The sequence below is a fragment of the Synechococcus sp. UW179B genome, assembly GCF_900474245.1.
Lineage (GTDB): Bacteria > Cyanobacteriota > Cyanobacteriia > PCC-6307 > Cyanobiaceae > Synechococcus_C.
In genome coordinates this window covers 321,105-340,414 of sequence record NZ_UCNZ01000026.1, presented here as the reverse complement: position 1 = coordinate 340,414, position 19,310 = coordinate 321,105, and the positions used below count along the sequence as shown (strand labels likewise).

General features: G+C 48.7%; 19 protein-coding genes and 1 other RNA gene. 9 read left to right on the top strand and 11 right to left on the bottom strand.

Going from position 1 to position 19,310, the window contains the following annotated elements:
- Positions 1 to 46: 46 nt before the first annotated feature.
- The 6 genes from DXY38_RS12905 to nadA all read right to left on the bottom strand — a co-directional run bounded on the left by DXY38_RS12905 (position 47) and on the right by nadA (position 7,705).
- On the bottom strand, positions 47 to 577 hold the full coding sequence (locus DXY38_RS12905) for a PAP/fibrillin family protein (protein ID WP_115071951.1): 531 nt from the start codon (positions 575 to 577) through the stop codon (positions 47 to 49).
- Entirely contained in the window at positions 577 to 1,008 is a 432-nt protein-coding gene (locus DXY38_RS12900; protein ID WP_371411016.1) for a DUF427 domain-containing protein, read from the bottom strand. The genes DXY38_RS12905 and DXY38_RS12900 overlap by 1 nt, the downstream gene beginning before the upstream one ends.
- Before the next feature lie 237 nt (positions 1,009 to 1,245).
- Positions 1,246 to 3,690 (bottom strand): ligase-associated DNA damage response DEXH box helicase, encoded by a 2,445-nt coding sequence (locus DXY38_RS12895; protein WP_115071949.1) that lies wholly within the window; start codon positions 3,688 to 3,690, stop codon positions 1,246 to 1,248.
- Between the two features lie 169 nt (positions 3,691 to 3,859).
- The gene (locus DXY38_RS12890) at positions 3,860 to 5,560 is read right to left on the bottom strand and encodes an ATP-dependent DNA ligase (RefSeq protein ID WP_115071948.1); all 1,701 of its coding nucleotides are present in this window, start codon (positions 5,558 to 5,560) and stop codon (positions 3,860 to 3,862) included.
- Positions 5,547 to 6,548: a ligase-associated DNA damage response exonuclease gene (locus DXY38_RS12885; protein ID WP_170952948.1), complete on the bottom strand. Its 1,002-nt coding sequence runs from the start codon at positions 6,546 to 6,548 to the stop codon at positions 5,547 to 5,549. The genes DXY38_RS12890 and DXY38_RS12885 overlap by 14 nt, the downstream gene beginning before the upstream one ends.
- A gap of 221 nt (positions 6,549 to 6,769) precedes the next feature.
- Positions 6,770 to 7,705, bottom strand: a complete 936-nt coding sequence (gene nadA, locus DXY38_RS12880; RefSeq protein WP_115072067.1) for a quinolinate synthase NadA — start codon at positions 7,703 to 7,705, stop codon at positions 6,770 to 6,772.
- A 94-nt stretch (positions 7,706 to 7,799) separates the two neighbouring features.
- On the opposite strand from nadA, the gene DXY38_RS12875 reads away from it, so the two are divergent.
- From DXY38_RS12875 to DXY38_RS12865, 3 genes are all read left to right on the top strand, one after another.
- Positions 7,800 to 8,657 carry a TIGR04168 family protein gene (locus tag DXY38_RS12875; RefSeq protein ID WP_006852649.1) on the top strand — a complete coding sequence of 286 codons (858 nt, stop codon included), beginning with the start codon at positions 7,800 to 7,802 and terminating at the stop codon, positions 8,655 to 8,657.
- Entirely contained in the window at positions 8,651 to 9,736 is a 1,086-nt protein-coding gene (locus tag DXY38_RS12870; protein ID WP_115071947.1) for a hypothetical protein, read from the top strand. The genes DXY38_RS12875 and DXY38_RS12870 overlap by 7 nt, the downstream gene beginning before the upstream one ends.
- 271 nt (positions 9,737 to 10,007) lie before the next feature.
- Positions 10,008 to 10,751, top strand: a complete 744-nt coding sequence (locus tag DXY38_RS12865) for a glycoside hydrolase family 104 protein (RefSeq protein ID WP_115071946.1) — start codon at positions 10,008 to 10,010, stop codon at positions 10,749 to 10,751.
- A 26-nt stretch (positions 10,752 to 10,777) separates the two neighbouring features.
- On the opposite strand, the gene DXY38_RS12860 is transcribed toward DXY38_RS12865, so the two are convergent.
- Complete coding sequence (locus DXY38_RS12860) at positions 10,778 to 11,530, bottom strand: TPM domain-containing protein (protein ID WP_371411010.1); 753 nt, start codon at positions 11,528 to 11,530, stop codon at positions 10,778 to 10,780.
- An 87-nt stretch (positions 11,531 to 11,617) separates the two neighbouring features.
- On the opposite strand from DXY38_RS12860, the gene DXY38_RS12855 reads away from it, so the two are divergent.
- Positions 11,618 to 12,880 (top strand): class I SAM-dependent methyltransferase, encoded by a 1,263-nt coding sequence (locus DXY38_RS12855; RefSeq protein ID WP_115071944.1) that lies wholly within the window; start codon positions 11,618 to 11,620, stop codon positions 12,878 to 12,880.
- On the opposite strand, the gene aroB is transcribed toward DXY38_RS12855, so the two are convergent.
- Entirely contained in the window at positions 12,852 to 13,985 is a 1,134-nt protein-coding gene (gene aroB / locus DXY38_RS12850; protein ID WP_115071943.1) for a 3-dehydroquinate synthase, read from the bottom strand. The two genes, DXY38_RS12855 and aroB, sit on opposite strands and share 29 nt — an antisense overlap.
- 50 nt (positions 13,986 to 14,035) lie before the next feature.
- Here aroB and DXY38_RS12845 point away from each other — a divergent pair, with 50 nt between their 5' ends.
- From DXY38_RS12845 to ssrS, 3 genes are all read left to right on the top strand, one after another.
- A complete protein-coding gene (locus DXY38_RS12845) occupies positions 14,036 to 14,932 on the top strand; it encodes a carbohydrate ABC transporter permease (protein WP_115071942.1) in 897 nt (298 codons plus the stop codon).
- 60 nt (positions 14,933 to 14,992) lie between these two features.
- Positions 14,993 to 16,165 carry a 5-(carboxyamino)imidazole ribonucleotide synthase gene (locus tag DXY38_RS12840; RefSeq protein WP_115072066.1) on the top strand — a complete coding sequence of 391 codons (1,173 nt, stop codon included), beginning with the start codon at positions 14,993 to 14,995 and terminating at the stop codon, positions 16,163 to 16,165.
- A non-coding RNA gene (ssrS, locus tag DXY38_RS12835) (6S RNA) lies at positions 16,161 to 16,348 on the top strand. The genes DXY38_RS12840 and ssrS overlap by 5 nt, the downstream gene beginning before the upstream one ends.
- 497 nt (positions 16,349 to 16,845) lie before the next feature.
- On the opposite strand, the gene DXY38_RS12830 is transcribed toward ssrS, so the two are convergent.
- Positions 16,846 to 17,130, bottom strand: a complete 285-nt coding sequence (locus tag DXY38_RS12830) for a DUF2103 domain-containing protein (protein WP_006852638.1) — start codon at positions 17,128 to 17,130, stop codon at positions 16,846 to 16,848.
- Between the two features lie 73 nt (positions 17,131 to 17,203).
- On the opposite strand from DXY38_RS12830, the gene DXY38_RS12825 reads away from it, so the two are divergent.
- Entirely contained in the window at positions 17,204 to 17,431 is a 228-nt protein-coding gene (locus DXY38_RS12825) for a hypothetical protein (protein WP_006852637.1), read from the top strand.
- 1 nt (position 17,432) lies between these two features.
- On the opposite strand, the gene DXY38_RS12820 is transcribed toward DXY38_RS12825, so the two are convergent.
- Complete coding sequence (locus DXY38_RS12820) at positions 17,433 to 18,833, bottom strand: BCD family MFS transporter (protein ID WP_115071941.1); 1,401 nt, start codon at positions 18,831 to 18,833, stop codon at positions 17,433 to 17,435.
- Between the two features lie 5 nt (positions 18,834 to 18,838).
- Entirely contained in the window at positions 18,839 to 19,135 is a 297-nt protein-coding gene (gene clpS, locus DXY38_RS12815) for an ATP-dependent Clp protease adapter ClpS (RefSeq protein ID WP_038013168.1), read from the bottom strand.
- Between the two features lie 73 nt (positions 19,136 to 19,208).
- Here clpS and petN point away from each other — a divergent pair, with 73 nt between their 5' ends.
- Entirely contained in the window at positions 19,209 to 19,310 is a 102-nt protein-coding gene (petN, locus tag DXY38_RS12810; protein ID WP_011619345.1) for a cytochrome b6-f complex subunit PetN, read from the top strand.

The window sequence follows — 19,310 nt, the reverse complement described above, 5'->3', positions numbered from 1 at the left end:
AGTACTAAAACATTATACAAGAATCTTATTTCTACTTTTCTTTAAACTAACGAATCCAATCTTCAACAGACCTGTCTGTTCTTTTCAGTAAAACAAAGCATGTTCCAGCATTTCCACGACATATTCGCATTGAGTCGTTAAGTGCCGTAATGTCAAGCCAGGCAGGAAATGTTTGGTTTATGGCGGTTAGTAATGTTGGTCTCCATCCATTACCAAAAGAGGGGCCTAACCATCCCCCTTTTTTGAATTTTACACCAACCTGATTTAATCCATTAACGGATAGTTCGGCTTCCACTGCAATACCTGCCAGGAGTCCAAGGGGGCCAGTCAAACGGAGCACATTCAAACCTTTCTGTTGGACTGGGTCAAGGATCTGTAGATTTTCTAGCCATCGCGCCTGCTTAAGCCATGGTTGCGTTGAACTACTCCATCTCAATTCCCATACACCTCTCAATAAGGCTATGTCGTTTGATAGATCAACTTTCGCTAATGCCTCAATGTCCTTAATCAATAATGGTATGGTTGGATCCTTAGGATTTAATGCAAGGCGTTCAAGGAGCTCTTCTTGGCAATTCATTAGATTAACTCTGGATGATTAGGGTCCCCTTTAAATGGACCTATGGTCCAGCTTGTAATCCACCCACCATAAAAGGAACCTGGTTGGGGTTTTACCGCCTCACCTTCTAGAAAGCATTCATCAACTCTTTGAGGGTAAAGACTAATCCAATCCGCCAGCATTGCATAACGGTCCGTTGGGGTTGGATAACTCCAGGCAGCTCGCACTCTTCGAGCACTCCCATCTGTTTTGCTTAGGGACCAATAGTTTGCTACTCCTTTCCATTCACAATAGGATGCTGGTCCTGAGGTCTGATGAAGAGTGCCGCTTGTAAATGCACTCTGATGAAGATAAATGGTAGGTGGATGGAACGTTTCACAAATTCGAATGTAGCGTGCGTCCTCGGCTATCGTTTCATTTCCAACAATGACTGAAACCGCACCATTGATCATTTCAATCTTAGGGGGCCTTGGATAGTTTGAGACTATTTCTTTTGAATGCATAAAATCTTTAATGCCTTTAAGCTCACGTTATTCTAATGGTTTAAGAGGTTGGGTAGACTAATGGCATGGTATTTAGCCAAGAACAATGATTGTGGAGACAGTTTATTCTGTCACTTGCTTCAAGTACGAACACTCTACTATTGCTTATGGCTTGAAATTGTATCAGCATAAATATTCCGCTAGGGATTAGTATTCATGCTTTAATGCATCTTGTTGCATCCTCGAAACTCTATCGACAATACTTTCATTGCTTAACCTAGATCTTAGGCGCTCAACCAAGAGTGGAAATGCTAATGGACCCGGTCTTGGTATGCGGCTATGAACAATGCTCCCGGTGCGCATTCGCGATAACGCCTTTACTAACCTCGGCATTTCAAGTTGATCTTGAAGGACTTCACGTCTAGCTTGCAATAGCAACAAGTTATCTGGTTCATGCCTATTAAATACATCCCACAGTAGAGAACTACTAATTTGTAATTGACCACTCGTTTTATTTTTTCCTGGATACCCTTGTACCATTAGTCCAGAAATTTGAGCAATACTCCGAAACCTCCTTTTACATAATTCTGATAGGTTTAACGCATTTTCTAAATCTCTTTCTAACTCACTATCTTCAAGTAGATATTCTAGATTCTCCTCTAGTAAAAACTCCAACGGATAATAGCGTGGTGCCAACAGCTCAAATCCATAGTCATTAATTGAAACGGTGATTGTTGATCTCTTTTTAGTTGCGAGCCTTGATGCCCATAAAAATCCGAGACCTTCATGTACAAAGCGTCCCTCAAATGGATAGACGAATAAATGTTGACCCTCTCTCGTAAGGCATGTTTCTATTAGAAGTTCATTTTTGTTCGGAACAACTGATAATTCCATTTGCCGTTCAATCAGAGGTTTTAGAGCTTGTAATTCTGGAGTATCTAAAATAAATTTAGAAGCTTGCCCTAGTTCCTCTCTCAGTTGGGTTGTCAATAAATCTGATAAAGCCATCTGTCCTCCCACCCAAGCAGGCACTGTGTTGCTCTTGCGTTTAGTAGCTTTTACATAGGCTGTCATATCTTTGAACCTTATGAGTTCTAATTGACGCCCTGCAAAAAAGAACACATCCTTGGGCTTCAATTGGCTGATAAAATACTCTTCAACATGTCCTAAATATGCACCCCTACTGAATTTGACACGTACTGATGGGGCAGAGGTGATTGTTCCAATATTCAGTTTATGTAGTCGTGCAATGGACTGATTGTTAACAATATAATGATTTTGTTCAGCATCCCATTCGATTTTTCGATAGCGAGGATATGCATTTAAACAGACGCCTCCTTTTTCGAGAAACAATAGGCACCATTTCCATTCATCATCGGTAAGGCTTGCAAATGTTGCTGTCTTACGAATGGCCTCTAAGGTTTCTGTAGTCTTTAACCCTGGTCCACAAGCCAAGGTTGTAAGGTGTTGAAGTAATACATCGAGTGGTTTTTCTGGAGATTTTCTATGTTCAATAATGTTGTTTTGTAATCCACGTCTTAATGCACTTAGTTCAAGGAGTTCTAGGGCATTTGTAGGCATGAATAGTACATCTGAGGTACCACCAGGAGTATGAGCAGAACGACCAGCACGTTGTAGTAAACGAGCAATATTTTTAGGACTTCCAATTTGAACAACTTGCTCTACTGGTTGAAAATCAATACCTAAATCCAATGAACTTGTACAGACAACCCATTTTAATCGTCCATCTTTCATATTATCTTCAATGGCTTCTCTCTCTGATCGATCGATTGCACTGTGATGAAGAGCCAATAAACCCTCCATTTCAGGACAAGCAAAGCGCAGGCATTGATGCCAGCGTTCAGATTGATTGCGTGTATTCGTAAATAATAGGGTGCTTCTTCCTGGATCTAGTTTGGCAACTAATTCTTCATACATACGGAGTCCAAGATGGCCTGCCCATGGAAACCCATCAATTGTGTCCGGGATAATGCTTCGAATTGTGGTTGAACGAGGCTTGGCACTATTAATATGAATGCATCTTTCATGTAAACCTAATGCATGTTTAGCTGCTTCATCAGGATTCCCAACTGTTGCGCTTAAAGCCCACGTTTGTAATGACGGATTCAGTGTTCTTAGCCAGCTCAGGCACAATTCAGTTTGACTCCCTCGTTTACTACCCATGAGTTCATGCCATTCGTCCAGAACCACTGTTTCAAGATTTTTGAATAGATCCAAAACTTTTTGGTTTCCGATCAATACACTTAGTGATTCAGGGGTTGTTATCAGAATTTCGGGAGGATTTTTTAATTGCTTAGTTCTTTCTGCGCTTTTGGTATCTCCATTTCTAGTTCCTACACGTATAGGCCAGTTCATTTCTGAAATTGGCAAATGAATAGACACAGCCAAATCGCGACTTAAAGCCCTTAATGGAGTGATGTACAACAGCCGAACCCCCCTTTTAGAGCTTTTCTCTGCAAGAATCTTTGCTATGGGGCCGAGCACTGCTGCGTAGGTTTTTCCTGATCCAGTAGGGACTTGTATCAGGCCACTGGCTCCCTCAAGAGATGCTTTCCATGTTTGTCTTTGAAACAATGCCGGTGTCCAACCTTGCTGTGCAAACCAAGCTTCGATTGGTTTAAGGGACTCCATCTGTTTAATGGCTATGACGATTAGTCTTGTCTATAGAAGTATCTATCATTCATTCTAGTTTCAATCAAGCATAAGGTGTGGTTGCGATTCAAATACGTGTAAACTAGACAATAATATGAATAGGAATGCACAAGAATGAATCTTTAAGCGTGACAATTATTCAACTTAATTAATCTTTTCTACAAAAAGCTTGAGCTCTCTCAATGCAGTCAGCATCGTCAATTGATTTATCAGTTCGCCATCGATGGATTCGAGGAAATCGTACAGCTAGTCCACATTTATGTCGCTTCGATTCCAATACCCCTTCAAATGCAATTTCAAAGACTTGTTTTTCTTCCACTACTCGTGTAGGTCCAAACCGGTCTTTCGTATGAGTTCGAATCCATCGATCCAATGCCAATATTTCGTTATTATCAAGACCAGAATGTGCCTTAGCAAAGGTAACTAATTTTCGCGCTTCTCCGCTCATTTCAGATTTATCCCACAATGCAAAGGTATAGTCTGTGAATAAATTAGCACGTTTTCCTGTCCCAGCCTGGGCATAGATTAATACAGCATCCAGTGTCATCGGTTCATGTTTATATTTCCACCAACTTCCTTTCTTACGGCCAGATAAATAGGGCGAATTAAGTTTCTTAATCATTAGCCCCTCTGCCCCTTCCTGTCCAGCTTGCTGTCTGAGTTCATCCAATTGATTCCAGCTATGAATGTCTTTGCTTTCGCTAATCATTAATGCATCATTGTTGAGTTGCTTGCTTAACATATCTAGCATACTTACCCTGTTGGTTAGTTCATTACTTCGTAAATCAATCGTGTTGAATTCTAGAAGATCATAAGCAAGAAATTTAGCGGGGTATTCACTAAGAAGTGATTTGCTCACCGTCTTCCTGCCAAGACGTTTCTGTAATGAGCCAAAAGTCATTGGTTTACCTTCACCCTCTCTCCAACAAATGATTTCTCCATCCAACACCGTGCCTAATGGTAATTTGTCGGCCATTTTGATTATTTCAGGAAATGCAGAGTTGATTAATTCTTCACCTCTACTCCATAGATATGATCCTGATTCTCTACGGATCAATTGACCACGTATTCCATCCCATTTACATTCCAACCTCCAATCATCAACCGCAGTCTCCTTTATTTTAATGAGTTGAACTGGACTTGCCAGGTAAAATGGATAGGGAATGGCTCCACGATCACCTTGATTTAATTCCTGTGGTTTTGTGAGTTGCTCGAACCATTCTTTTGTAACTTCAATTGTTTGCATGAGTCGTTCAATAATAATGCTTTCGTTCAGTTCATACGCTTGTGCAATGCTTTTGACGACAATTCCCTTTGATACTCCAATCCTAAATCCACCTGTAATTAGGTTATTGATTAAATAATGACCCTTCTCTGGGGTTTTTTGCCACAGCATAATCATCACATCATTTTGCTGCCTATCAGGTAAATCTTTTATTACTGGTAAAACTTTTTCCATCCACCAATGAAGTGGTTTGTTGTGGTCTACATGTAGTAGTTGCACAAAATCGCTATTGTTACAGGGTTCTGCAGACGTATTTGCAATTTCATCCCTTATTTGAGGCCAAAGTAAGCTTATTGTTTCTGCAGAATCGCCTACTTGTGCAAAGCAATCATCGAATAACCATGATGGCATCTTTGTTCTTGTTTGGAGGATGTCTCTGAGTTTCCTGCCAGTAATCAGTCTTCTTTGCCGATTTCCTATTAATAAGCTAATCGTCCAGCTGCCATCCCTTGGATCAATATCTTTAATGAAATCTGCAATAGTTTGAATTTTTTTATTGGTTCCATTGCATTGATCTAATTGTGCAATAAGGTCGCCAAATTGTTTTAAGCTAGTTGGTTTCACGACAGATCTCTTGGCTCAATCTTTCAAGAGGATCGGCCTTGATTCCTTCTATTTCTCGCAAGTATTTTGCGACAACATCATCTTGTCCATGGGTGACATACACTTGTTTCGCTTCACTCTCTTTAATTGTTTTCAATAAACCGTTCCAATCAGCATGATCACTTAAAACAAATCCCCGTTCATATCCCTTTCTTCGGCGAGCTCCCCTCACAGTCATCCATCCGGAGGCGAATGCTGTTTGCGGCTCCTTAAATCGTCGCATCCATGCCGAGCGATAGGCCGAGGGTGGAGCGATGATCAGTCTTCCCTTCAGAGGATCTTTACGGTCAAGTTCACTCACTGGTCTCGTTTGAACCATGTCGACCCCCGCTTCTTGGTAGTGCTTCGTAATTGTTTGAACGGCCCCATGCAGGAGCACTTCATCCTCTACACCGATACCTTTGAGTTCTGCTAGCACCCTCTGAGCCTTACCAAAGGCATAGCAAAACAACAACGATGGACGTTCGTTAGACGCAGTCCACCATGCATGGATGTTTTTTGCGACGTCTTGACCTGACTCCCACCGATAGATCGGCAATCCGAACGTGGATTCAGTGATCATCACGTCGCATTTAACGCTTTCAAAGGGTTCGCAACTTGGATCATGACAACGTTTGTAGTCACCCGTTACAAGCCAAACCTCTCCCTCCACCTCAATGCGAATCTGAGCACTTCCTAGGACATGACCCGCACTATGAAACGAAAGTGTTGCTTGACCAAGTGTGAATTCTTCTCCATAGGTGACTGAGTGGAGTTTGATGTCTTGTCCAAGACGTTGTCGCAGCACACCTGCTGATTGACCAATCGCCCAATATTCTCGACTGCCTGCTCGGGCATGATCTGCATGAGCATGGGTGATCAATGCTCTTTCTACTGGCCAGCTTGGATCAATCCATGCATCAGCTGCTGGGCAATACAAACCCTGTTTGTGTCGTTGAAGCACCGGCATCCAAATATTTTGTCGTAGCAGAGCTCAAGATGTGAGCTTTGCACTTCCTTGCAAAACGTCTGTCTTTGGAAAAGGACCAGCCAACCCTTTGGTATCCGTGCTTTGACCTAACCCGGCTGATGGCTCGTCTGAAATTTGTGCACTACATGGCAACGTTCACATCGCTAATCAATTGCCATTCAATTGTCCATTTACGAGAAACTTCTGTTTGTCCGAAGGATTCACTTGCTCATTTCCAGCATGCGCTGAATAGGAGCTAAGGCCTTGATTCTTATGTCTTCATCCATCTCAATTTTTGGTTCGAGTGTATCCAAGCACTTCCATAGTTTTTCGAGCGTGTTCATGCGCATGTAGGGACATGTATTGCAGCTACATCCATCAAGACCAGGAACATCAATGAATTGTTTATTTGGTACCATTTTCTGCATTTGATGCATGATTCCGGGCTCTGTTAACACAATGAATGTTGATGCACTGCTGGTCTGTGCATGGGACAGAAGTTTGCTTGTTGAACCGATGTAATCGGCAAGATCTAGGAGATTTTCCATGCACTCTGGGTGTGCGATCACCTCACCATCTGGATATTTAAGCTTCAGTTTCAATAAAGCCTCTTCGCTAAATGTCTCATGAACAATGCAGCGACCCTGCCATAAAGTGAGTTCGCGTCCACTCTGTCGCTGGACCCATCGACCAAGATTTTGATCAGGAGCAAACAAAATTGGGATGTCTGTTGGAAGTTGATTAACAAGATCAACAGCATTGCTGCTGGTGCAAATTAAGTCACTTTGGGCTTTTACAGCTGCCGTACAGTTTATATAACTGACAACAAAATGCTCAGGATGATCAGCTCTAAATGCTTTAAATTCCTCGGCAGGGCAATCATCAGCAAGTGAGCATCCAGCTTCAATATCAGGCAATATCACAATCTTTTCTGGACTCAATATTTTTGCAGTCTCTGCCATGAAATGCACTCCGCAGAAAACAATTACATCTGCATCCGTGCTTGCTGCTTTGCGTGAAAGCTCTAATGAATCACCAATGAAATCAGCAATATCTTGTATTTCAGGCTCTTGGTAATAGTGCGCCAAAATGATGGCGTTGCGATCCTTGCGTAGTTGCTGGATCGCGCTGACGAAGTCATCGGGTGTGTCGCTCATGATCCTGACCCCTAGACCTGTCTCGGTGTTGATTTCGGACATTCTGGCCACATCGGGCAGGATGTTCAAAGCCTAGGCACCACTCCTGACCAGATTGCGCCTCGCCATAGCCGGTGACCTTCACGGTGATTGGACCTGTCATGACGAGCAGCTGCTCGATCAGCTGCGTCCTGATGCCTTGTTGTTCGTTGGCGATTTGAGTGATGGTGATTTGCGCTTAGTGAAAGCAATCACCCGCTTGAAGCTCCCCTGCGCTGTGATTCTTGGCAATCACGATCGCGGCAGAGACCGCAGCGGTGAACGGCTGCGTCAGCAGATTTCCATGTTGGGAGATCTTGATTGCTCCTGGAAGATGCGCAATTGGTCGTCTCCAGCCGTCGCCATTGTGGGCGCCCGTCCATGTAGTTCAGGAGGTGGTTTTCACCTTTCGGAAGCTGTTCAGAGCGTTTTCGGCCCTGTTTCGGAACAAGAGTCGGTCGATCGCATCGTCCAAGCGGCGACTGACGCACCCGACACTTGGCCCTTGGTGCTCTTAGCCCATAGCGGTCCAACCGGTCTTGGATCCGATGCGTCCAGCATCTGTGGTCGGGATTGGAAGCATCCCCACATTGACTGGGGTGATCGCGATCTTGCGATCGCTGTTGAAACCATGCGCCGTCGTCGTGGTGCTGATCTTGTGGTGTTCGGGCACATGCACCACAGCCTTCGTGGTGGGAAGGGAGAACGTTTGACGTTCCATCGCGATCGCTATGGCACCGCCTATGTCAATGCCGCTTGCGTCCCACGTTCTGGATCAGACGAAGCAGGACAGACCTTGATTCATTTCACCTGGGTTGAATTTGAGGGGCGTCATCTCAGCCTTGTGAGTCATCGCTGGTTCCATCCCAATGGAACGCTTGCCTACGAGCAAACGTTGTTGCGGCAACCCAGTGAAAGCGCATCGTCATGCTGATCTATTTGTGCTTAAGCAGCCATGGGTTTGGTCATGCTGCGCGCCAGGCAACTGTTTTAAGTGCCTTACACCGGCTTCAGCCGTCCTGGAGGCTCGTCGTTAGCTCTCGGGTCTCAGCAGAGTTTCTCAAGCTTGTCTGCGGGTCAATCCCCATTGAGCACCGCTTTGTCGGCTGGGATGTGGGAATGATCCAGGCCGATGCACTCGGAGTTGATGAGGAGAGAACCTTGGAGGCTCTCAAGGCTCTGGAGACGCAGCTCCCTCATCATCTTGATCAGGAGATGGCCTGGCTTACCGAGCAGAACACTCCAGTCCTGGTTGTTGCTGACATCCCACCGGCGGCAGCCGTTCTCGCTAAGCGACTCAACGCGCCGTTGGTTTGGATGGGTAATTTCGGTTGGGATGACATTTATGAACCCCTCGGTGGGATGTTTAGCGAGTATGCAGCTGCTGCAAAAGCGAACTATCAGCAGGGTGATCTGCTTTTGCGTTGTCCTTTTTCACTCCCAATGGAGTGGGGTTTAAGCGAACAGCAGCTAGGGGTCACCGTGTCACCCCTGCGCGATCTTCCTGAGCCATGGCGTCTTCACTTGGAACAGATTCAAGAGCCTCTGATCCTTGTTGGCTTTGGGGGCTTAGGTGTTGCCATCGACCCTGCCTTGTTTCGTCTCTGGCCCAATCATCATTTTCTGATGTCAGCCCCTGTGGCTCCTCACCTTTTTGCTGATTTTGAGGCGTTGGCCAATGTCACTCTTTTGCCTGAGAACGTGCGTCCTTTTGATGTGATGCCTTTTTGTGATCGGCTTTTGGGCAAGCCTGGTTACAGCACTTTTTGTGAGGCCCTCAGCCAAAACTTAGGGATGCACGTTGTGGAGCGCGATGGCTTCGCCGAAGCTTCCGTACTCATGGATGGCCTTCGCCTGTACGGACACCACAGAGTTCTCAGTCGTCATGCCTTGAACAAAGGGGAATGGGAGCTTGATCAAAAACTTGTCGATGCAGTCCGTCCGGTCGCTTCCAAACAAGGTGCTGAAGAGGCGGCCAACGCTTTGGCGATGGTGGCAACGAGCACTGTTTAGGACGGCTGATCACTGCAATTACTTTTTGTTATCTCAACCGAGACGCTCCACCCCTTCTGGCTTTGGCGCAATTTGGGTCCCATCTGAGTCTTGCCATGGCCTGAGGACATTTACCCATCTGGCACACCTGCTCTTGGGTCGCCTGGAACCGTTCGTCAAAGTTCTATCGATTGAGCCCTATGTGTTCAATCTCGTTGCTGTCTGATATCTAGAGCGCCGCCTCCTCTGCGGTTTGTTGATCTCCTCCCCCGGTCAATCTTTTTTGCCACTTATGACTTTCCTTGCGAAAAACGTCTGTCGTCTCCTTCCAGCGGCTCTCGCAAGTGTGGTCCCATTGTTGGTGTCGTCTCAGTCAGCTCAATCTGCTGTTGCTGCACTGCCCACGCTCCAAAGCTCACGTTCGGGACTGATTACTTCCACTGAAGAGTCTCAAACGAGTGCTCTGCCCTACATCATTACTCCAGAGCGTCGCGCCCTTCTGAATACGATCAGGTTCGCTGAAGGAACTTGGAAAAACGGACACGACGTGGGCTATCGCGTCATGTTTGGCGGCAGTTTGATGGGCTCGATGGATCGCCATCCCGATCGCGTCATTTATTCCTCTCGATACGCGAGTGCTGCGGCCGGTGCCTATCAGTTCATGCCCTTCACATGGGACCTGGTCAAGCGCAGCTTGGGGGTTAGGGGGTTTGGACCCGAAGTCCAAGACCAGGGCGCTCTGTTTCTCGTCCAAAGACGAAAGGCCTTACGCCTCACTGATGTTGGTGTGATGACTCCCTTGCTGGCGGCCAAGTTGGCCCCTGAGTGGGCTTCGTTCCCAACCCTTCGTGGCAGCAGCTACTACGGCCAGCCTGTGAAGCGTTTCGCCAATCTTCAATCGTTTTACAAGGTCAATCTGAGTCAGCTTCGTCAGATCAGGGATCAGCGTCAGCAAGCTCTTAGCGGAAAGTCGGGTAGCAAGGGACTCCAAGCCCCCGTGTGCACCGGTCCAAAGATTCTTTGTGGCATGCCCTGAACCGGGTCTTGATTGATCGGTCTGAATTAATCCTCAGACTCTTCGGCTAATTTCCGACCAACCGTTGCTTGGGCGATCAGATAAGCGCCCACCATGCCACCAACGAATCCCATGCCGTTTCGCACAAGCGGCAGTAGATCGCTGGTGCGTGTGACCACCGGTGCTATTCCAAACACACCAAATAACATCACCCAAAGAGGAGATAACAGAAGCACCCAAGCCCAGGCGACCCGTTCACCTTCCTTCCTTGGATAGGCAGCAAAACCTGCGATTAATCCACCGAGAACGGATGTAGCCAGGGTTAGGAGCCATTGTTCCTGTGGCAAGCCTGGAACAAACTGACAACCACCTCGATCCAGGCAAAGTTCTACCGCTCCGATCGTCGCCAAGAGCGAACCGTCCTCACCATTGTCTCGGACGTAATACTGATTTCCGTAGCGCGTTTGGAGTTCCACCCACCAGGTGCGGGGCATCAAGGCAAAAAACGCATCGCCCACGTTGAAATTGAGCAGATTTCCACCACGGGGATCTCCGACAATCAACAAACTTCGTTCATCAAGCCCCCAAAATTCTTTAACAGCGAGTCCAGGTGTTTTTTCATATTGGGTGAGAACACGCAGCTTCCAACCACTTCGTTCTTCAAAAGCATCCAGCGATGTTTCCAGTTCTTTGAGTTGATTGTCACTAAAGGCCCGAGCCAGATCAATCACCGGTGTTGGATGGTCGGGTAATAGCTCTGGGTTATCGATTGCCTGGGCCGGGCTTGCGACCAGGAGCATCAGACATAGGCTGAACAAAGGGAACAGAAATCGTTTGAAGCGCGGATGTGTTCCCATAGCTCTGTCGCATTACAGGCATTCTCCTCAATGACAGGCCCTGCTGCGCCCTGCCCCTTATGGCTTCAACAGCGTTTTGAACAGGTAGGAGGTTCCGTTCCCTTCTCCCAATTCATGGATTGGGCCTTGCATGACCCTGAGCATGGCGCCTACGGCAGTGGCCAACTGAAGATTGGAAAAGCAGGGGATTTTGTAACTTCAGCCACTCTGGGCCCTGATTTTGCAGCTTTGATGGGTGGCCAACTGGTCCAGTGGATTCGAACGCTCGCTCAAGACCACCCAACAGAAACCCTCTCGATCGTTGAAGTTGGCCCTGGCGAGGCGGAGATGAGCTGTGAACTGATCACCCATCTAGCCGAACAGCTTCCAGAGCTGAGGCATCGACTGGAGCTGGTTTTGGTGGAAGCCAATCCAGGAATGGAACAGCGTCAACGCAACCGCCTGGAGCAGCACCAGCGTTCTTGCAAACCCCAGCAACGGCTTTCACAACGCTGGGCGTCCATGTCCGATCTCAAGACCAAGCCGGTGATAGGGGTCTTAATTGCTCACGAGCTGCTCGATGCCCTTCCAGTGGAGCGCCTGGAAGTGATTGACGGTCAGCTTCGTCGGCAAACCGTTCAACTGCAACAAGACGACGATGGTGATCTTGGTTTGCACTGGAGCCATGAGCCCATTCCTCAGCCCCTTCAAGAACGCTTAAATGCAACGTTGGCAGCAGCGCAGATTGCTTTGCCTCCAGACAATGCTGAGGACGGGTGGACAACGGAATGGCATGACCAATGCGCCCGTTGGTTTGCTGAGGCGTCTGAGGCGTTGATCGCTGGCCATCTCCTCGTCGTCGACTACGCCTTAGAAGCGCATCGCTACTACTCCTCTCAGCGCAGCCAGGGGACCCTCATCGCCTATCGAAACCAAAGAGCCAGTGAAAACGTCTTGGCGGATGCAGGAAAGAACGACATCACGGCCCATCTCTGTCTTGAGACCCTCGTCCATCAAGCCACCAACAATGGTTGGTCCCTGGAGGGTCAATGCCGACAGGGTGAGGCCTTGCTCGCCTTAGGTCTGGCTGAGCGCTTCAGCAGTCTTCAACAGCTTCCTGGAAATCAACTCGCTGAGGGTCTGCAACGTCGAGAAGCGCTGCTGCGCCTTGTTGATCCTGCTTGCCTTGGAGAATTTCGCTGGCTGTCATTCCTGCGTATCAACCCATTGCTTCCCAATAAAAGAATGGGTGAGCGGAGCCAATTCCTTCAAGAGCCCTTAGGCCTCAACGCATCGAAGCCAGGCAAGCTCTGATTTCATCACTGCTGACGTCATCCACGATCGACACAGCGCCAATGCGGGAGGGCAACACAAAGCGAAGACGACCGTTGCGGACCTTCTTATCGCCCTGCAACGTGTTTAAAACCGAATCTGGATCAAGGTCAGGCCAGTCAATGGGCAATCCAGCACGTTCAATTAAACGCTTCTGCCGGTCAGCATCGGATTGGGGGAAAAACCCGCGCTGCACGGCGAGGGACGCCACTGCCACCATGCCAATCGCCACAGCTTCGCCATGGAGCCAGGTGCCATACCCAGTGAGTGTTTCAACCACATGTCCAAACGTGTGGCCGTAATTAAGGATGGCTCTCTGACCACCCTCTTTTTCATCGGCAGCAACAACGAGGGCTTTGGCTTGCGCAGAACGTTCGAGCAGCGTTTCCAGCAGCTCGGTCGTAATCGACTGAGGATTGTCAAAGCCGGAGGAGCGCTCGAGCAAGGCAAACAGGTCTGAATCTCCGATCACGCCGTATTTGATCACCTCCGCGAGACCGGCCCTAAATTCCCGCACGGGAAGCGTTTGCAGCGTGTCTGGATCAATCGCCACCAGTCGGGGCTGATGAAAGGCGCCAATCAAGTTCTTTCCGCCTGGATGATTCACACCAGTTTTTCCGCCAATGGCGGCATCCACCATCGCCAAAAGCGTTGTGGGAACTTGCACCACACCGATTCCACGCAGCCAGCAAGCGGCCGCAAACCCAGTCATGTCACCAACAACCCCACCACCCAAAGCGAGCATCAGCGACTGACGCTCTAATCCTTTCTCTTTGGCAGCATCAAGGATCGTCCTGAAGGTGTCCAAGGTTTTTTGCTCTTCACCAGCGGGAATCGTTAGCAAGCTGGCTTGAAATCCCGCCTTTTCAAGACTGGAAAGACAACGAGCTCCATAGGGCGTAGCAACATCTGGATTGCTAACCACCAGAATTTTGGTGTTGGGCCGAATCCCGATTCGAAGCAATTCAGCGCCGAGCTGATCCACACCGCCGCAGCGAATCACGACGTCGTAAGGATTCTGTTCGAGCGCAACGCTGAGACGTCTCACACCTGCCGCTGAGGTACTGGTCGGTTGGGATTGGGTCATGCCGCCCGCTGTGACGGACCTATTCTCCTTCAAACCATCTTGCGCTGGTGATGGCCCTGCCCTCAACGTCCAAACAGCGTTCCACGCTTATTGCTTGGGGGTTCTTAGCTCCTGCACTGATTCTCCTAAGCCTGTCCGTTTTGATTCCGGCAGTGATGGCGCTGGTGATCAGTTTCACGCAAACAGGTCTAGATGTCACCGAGCCCCTGAAATTCATCGGCTTAACCAATTTTCAGCGACTTCTTGGCGATCCAATGTTTTATCAGGTGCTCGGCACCACGTTGATTTATTTATTCGGAGTCGTTCCTCCCATTGTGATCGGCTCCTTAACGCTGGCGGTTCTTGTGAATCGAATCCTCCCAGGTGTGCACATCCTCCGCGCTGCTTTTTATACGCCGGTGTTGGTGTCGATCGTGGTGGCTGCCATTGCTTTTCGATGGCTCTATGCCGAAAACGGTCTCATCAACGGTTGGCTTGACGCCTTGTTTGGTCAAGGATTCATACCCATTGATTTTTTAACCAATCCCTTGTTGGCCCTTCCTTCCGTGATGCTCGTCACCCTCTGGAAGGGGTTGGGCTACTACATGGTGATTTTCCTGGGGGGACTTCAAGGCATCCCAAAGGAGCTGTATGAGGCCGCTGAGCTGGATGGAAGTGAAGGCTGGCGCAAGCACGTCGACATCACCCTTCCATTGCTACGGCCGTACGTCACCCTGGTGGCCGTGATCTCCGCCATTGCTGCAACCAAGGTGTTTGAAGAGGTGTTCCTCATGACCCAGGGAGGTCCTGCAGACTCCACAAGGACCCTGGTTTATTACGTCTATGACCAGGCCTTTGCAGAACTAGAAATCAGTTATGCCTGCACGGTTGGCCTAGCTCTGTTCTTACTGGTTTTGTTGTTAACAGCTATTCGACTTGCGTTCGGAGGAGAACGAAGCCTTATTTAGGTCTGCCATCGTTGCTAAAAGGAGAGAATGCAAAGCTTCACTCAGACCGAGCTGCAACGGATGCCCAGCGCTGACAACACAATTGGGGTAATCGGTGGCGGGCAACTGGCCCTCATGCTTGGTGAAGCTGCCCAAACACGGGGTTTGACGCTGGCCGTACAGGCGTCAAAAGCTGAAGACCCTGCTGCCTCCTTGGCGAAGGATTTAGTGATCGCTGGATCCACCGATGCCCGTGCAACGAGGGAGCTCTCCACGCACTGCCTAGGTATCACTTTCGAAAACGAATGGATCGCTGTCGACGCTCTGATGCCTCTCGAGCGACAGGGCGTGCAATTCACTCCCTCATTGGCGAGTTTGGTGCCGCTCGTTAATAAGTTGTCCCAGCGACGCCTTCTCGATGATCTTTTAATTCCAAGTCCAGATTGGATTTCATTGGCAGAACTCAATCCTGGATCGCCATCGTTGCCGAACGGATGGACTTTTCCTGTGATGGCCAAGGCTGCCTACGGCGGTTACGACGGCAAGGGCACACGGGTTGTGGAAGATCTCAACGGCTTGGCTCAGTTGCTTCGAAACGTCGATGCCAATGAGTGGTTAATCGAAGCCTGGGTTTCCTATGAGCAGGAGCTTGCCCTCGTCGTCAGCCGAGATGCAAAGGGGCGTATTCGCAGTCTTCCTTTGGCCGAAACGCATCAAAAAAATCAAGTATGCGACTGGGTGATTGCCCCCGCATCCGTGAGTCAAATCGTTGAGGCTACGGCCTACAACATTGCGGCCTCGCTACTCACAAAGCTCAGCTACGTGGGTGTGATGACCTTGGAGTTTTTCTATGGATCAGAAGGATTATTTGTCAATGAAATAGCGCCTCGGACGCATAATTCTGGTCATTTTTCAATTGAGGCTTGTTCCAGCAGTCAATTTGATCAACAACTGTGCATTGCAGCAGGGCTGGATGTTCCCAATCCAGAATTCATTGCCGATGGTTCCTTGATGGTCAATCTGCTTGGACTCGGCGCAGACCAGGCTGTGCCGCTTGAGGAACGCCTTTCAAAACTACGCTCCATCGAAGGCTTGCATCTGCATTGGTACGGAAAAAATGAAATCCCTGGACGCAAAGTGGGACATGTCACCACCCTGCTCAATGGCCGTACCGCTGATGAACGAGCAGAGAGAGGACAGCAAATGCTGCAACGCATTCGTGAAATCTGGCCTCTTCCTCTAAATTGGTCATGAACTGCTGTGTTGGTGACAGCCTTTCTCTAGTGCTCTGATCTGACTCTCTTTCGACATGGGGTGACTGTCGTGTTGGTGCCGTAAACCGGTCTTGTAACCGGAAACGAATCCTCTCGAAATCTTTCGCCTCTTCTGGTAACTCCAGGTCGAACACTGGGGCTCGCACGGCACAGCGGTTCACCAAAATTAGACCCATGTCACGATCAGGATCTTTGAGTCGTGATCGGACTGGTTGAAAGCGATATCAAATCAGCAAAGAGAGTCGCCTTCACATCACTTGAATGGCTTTGTATTTAGCTTGAACACAATCAGCAAAAAGCTTGCAGGCGGATTGTATTCAACTCAGGAATCAACAACCAGCAATTTATTTTGCACTCGTATATTGCACTTGAAATGGTCTTCTCCCTAGATCTCAGATCTCTCTAAGACAATGCCAACCGAAAACTCATACCCCAAAGTATTGATCCTTCTAGATTCGAAAATATACATAAAATACGATGACACGATACATCTTCAAGCGTAAATCTAAAGTCAACAGGCTGGCAACCATTCTTCCAGCTGCTCTTGTCATCCTTGGAACGGCCATTCTTTTAGAGAGCCTGGAAACAGAACAACCACCAACTAGTCGCTTGCAATATCATTCAGCATCTCTTACAAAGAGCAGTCTTTAAAGGACTCGGCTAGAGAATCGAAGACCTAGAACTGGCCAATCGATCGATTAAGTCTGATTTGTCCAAGCTTGTAATCACAAAGACCTCTTGAGCAGTCCGGCCACGGCGTGCCATCAGCTTGAAACCACCTCGGATCGGAACAGATGGTCTCAGCGTTAAGTCTTGGCACCGCCCCTTCACCCTTGCAATCACGCCTGGGGTAATGGTCTGGATCTGTGGGTCATTCGCCAACACCTTGAGCCAAGGGATCAAACCCTTCACGTAGGTGCTATGGGTGACAACAAGACGGCCCACTCCAGGTTCAAAAGTAAAGCTTGTTTAAGTTAGCCACTCTGGCTAAAGATCAGGTAAGCGTTCCTTGCGAGCCATGCTCCGATCTGTCGATTCCCTCAGAACTGAGATCTCAGGTCCTTTGACATCTCGAATGGGCCCTAAAACCAAGATCCTTACAGCAGAGGTCCATGGAGACGAAGTGCGCGGCCTGGCTCTTTGCCCTGGAAAAGTGATTCGGTATGTGTTTGCCGCTCAAACCCAACGTCTGCGCACAAAAGCCCTGTTATCCCTAACCCGCTCCACTCGCAAACCTGCCGCTTGATTTAACCGTCGATTTCGGCCATCAACACCATGTCGAGGCGTTGTGTGGTGGATTCTCGGAATTGACCGACGCTGAGCTGATTCAGCACAATCAAAGCGCTCGCCATCACCAGAATTTCAATCGAAAACACCAAGCCATAACCAGCCATTGGTCCAGCATTGGGAAGAAGCTGTCGACCAAGATCGAGCAACCCACCGCCGACAACCTTGCCAAAGCCCCGAGAGAGGGCTTGCGCTAAACCCCAAATGCCCACGAAGGTTCCTGCCATGGCGGGCAAGGTGAGATCCAGCATCAGGGTGAGTGCGCTGTTGGTGCCAACGCCTGCAGCTAAACCAAACAGCACCATCACCACAGGAAGAAGTCCGGATGCTTGCTGCCAGCCGCTGATTAACAACAGAAATAAGGAGCCCATCACCATCCAGCAACCCAGACGGGCAGTGGCCAACTTTCCGAGTTTTGGGGTGATAAACCAGCCAGCAACCAGTAAACCAACAAGGGTTCCTGATCCCCACCAAGCATTCAGCAAAGTGGTCTTAGACACAGGCATCCCGAACACTTCAGCACCAAAACTTTCCAGAATTGGATCCTGAAGAAAGAGTCCCATCGTGAATAAAACTAAGAATCCAAAGAAGATCACGATTTGTCGACTTGAAGTCACCACCTTCCAGGCATCCTGAAGTGTGATCAAATCCTGAACTGGACGAACAGTGCCAGACGTTATTGGTTTCTCTACTCCCCAGGTCGAAACAATGGCCAGCAGCATCACGATCGACGTAATCGCAATCATGAACTTCTGCAGCCAGCTCTGAAGAATCACGGGATCTGAAATGCCGTCGATCGAGCGGACAGCAAGACTGATAGCTATCGCTCCCACAATGATTCCCACCGTGAGCATCGCCCAAATCACACCGATGCAGCGCGGCCTTTGTTCTTCCGTTGTGCGGTCAATCACAAGGGCTAAATAGGAAGTACTTGCCATAGACGTCCCTAATCCGTAGAGAGCAAATAAGCCACAAAATGCTGCTATTCCTGCAGCGGCCACCAACGGGGATCCACTATCGAGGGCTTCCCTCACCATGAAACTGACGGGCACACTCAGAATCGCCAACAGACAGATGGCAATGGTTCCAAGCAGGACATAGGGCGTCCGATGTTTTCCCATTAAGGGATGGGAATCACTGAGATGTCCGAACAGCACCCGTGCTGGAGACACCAGTTGCTCAAATCCCAACCCTCCACCCGCCAGCAAGGCAGGAAAAGCCAACTCTGTGATCAGAATCCGATTGAAGGTCCCAGTGAACAACACCGCAAGGGTTCCAAGACAAGCCTGAAAGAGACTTAATCGCAACAGGGTTGGCCAACGGAGACCTTGAAAGTCGTTGAATTCAGTGGAAGCGGCCATGGGCACTAATTGCGTTCCAACGGAGCCATCGTGAGACCCTCGCTGCTGAGTTGTTGGTGGTAAAGCTCTGCGGGTTCAAGGGGGCCTGCCCACACTTCAGCAGACCCTTCACCATCGATTTGATGGGCAAGTGTCCAAGCCTTATCGCTATTCATCCCAGGGATGATTTTGCATAAACACTCAACCACGTGTTCAAACGTATTGACGTCATCGTTGAGAACGATGACTCTGGCATTGGGGTAGCGCAGGGTTGTGCGTTCCGGTTGAAGGACGCTTGCCGTTCCAGGGGTTGCCATAGTCATAAGAAGTAATGAATCAACCAGTCAGTTCCGAGGGGGAACCTAGGTAAACTCATGGCATTCAAGCGTTATTTCAATGCTGTTCACGATTGCCTGGGCATCACTGGCTGCTGTCTTCAGTTTCTCGATCGCGATGGTGGTCTGGGGCCGCAACGGTGATGGCACCCTGAATTTCTGA

Bases quoted from the DNA above. Each gene is read 5' to 3' on its own strand.
- DXY38_RS12905 (WP_115071951.1), bottom strand. From the start codon at position 577: ATGAATTGCCAAGAAGAGCTCCTTGAACGCCTTGCATTAAATCCTAAG.
- DXY38_RS12900 (WP_371411016.1), bottom strand. From the start codon at position 1,008: ATGATCAATGGTGCGGTTTCAGTCATTGTTGGAAATGAAACGATAGCC.
- DXY38_RS12895 (WP_115071949.1), bottom strand. From the start codon at position 3,690: ATGGAGTCCCTTAAACCAATCGAAGCTTGGTTTGCACAGCAAGGTTGG.
- DXY38_RS12885 (WP_170952948.1), bottom strand. From the start codon at position 6,548: ATGCCGGTGCTTCAACGACACAAACAGGGTTTGTATTGCCCAGCAGCT.
- nadA (WP_115072067.1), bottom strand. From the start codon at position 7,705: ATGAGCGACACACCCGATGACTTCGTCAGCGCGATCCAGCAACTACGC.
- DXY38_RS12870 (WP_115071947.1), top strand. From the start codon at position 8,651: ATGCTGATCTATTTGTGCTTAAGCAGCCATGGGTTTGGTCATGCTGCG.
- DXY38_RS12865 (WP_115071946.1), top strand. From the start codon at position 10,008: ATGACTTTCCTTGCGAAAAACGTCTGTCGTCTCCTTCCAGCGGCTCTC.
- DXY38_RS12860 (WP_371411010.1), bottom strand. From the start codon at position 11,530: ATGCTCCTGGTCGCAAGCCCGGCCCAGGCAATCGATAACCCAGAGCTA.
- DXY38_RS12855 (WP_115071944.1), top strand. From the start codon at position 11,618: ATGACAGGCCCTGCTGCGCCCTGCCCCTTATGGCTTCAACAGCGTTTT.
- aroB (WP_115071943.1), bottom strand. From the start codon at position 13,985: ATGACCCAATCCCAACCGACCAGTACCTCAGCGGCAGGTGTGAGACGT.
- DXY38_RS12845 (WP_115071942.1), top strand. From the start codon at position 14,036: ATGGCCCTGCCCTCAACGTCCAAACAGCGTTCCACGCTTATTGCTTGG.
- DXY38_RS12840 (WP_115072066.1), top strand. From the start codon at position 14,993: ATGCCCAGCGCTGACAACACAATTGGGGTAATCGGTGGCGGGCAACTG.
- DXY38_RS12825 (WP_006852637.1), top strand. From the start codon at position 17,204: ATGCTCCGATCTGTCGATTCCCTCAGAACTGAGATCTCAGGTCCTTTG.
- DXY38_RS12820 (WP_115071941.1), bottom strand. From the start codon at position 18,833: ATGGCCGCTTCCACTGAATTCAACGACTTTCAAGGTCTCCGTTGGCCA.
- clpS (WP_038013168.1), bottom strand. From the start codon at position 19,135: ATGACTATGGCAACCCCTGGAACGGCAAGCGTCCTTCAACCGGAACGC.
- petN (WP_011619345.1), top strand. From the start codon at position 19,209: ATGCTGTTCACGATTGCCTGGGCATCACTGGCTGCTGTCTTCAGTTTC.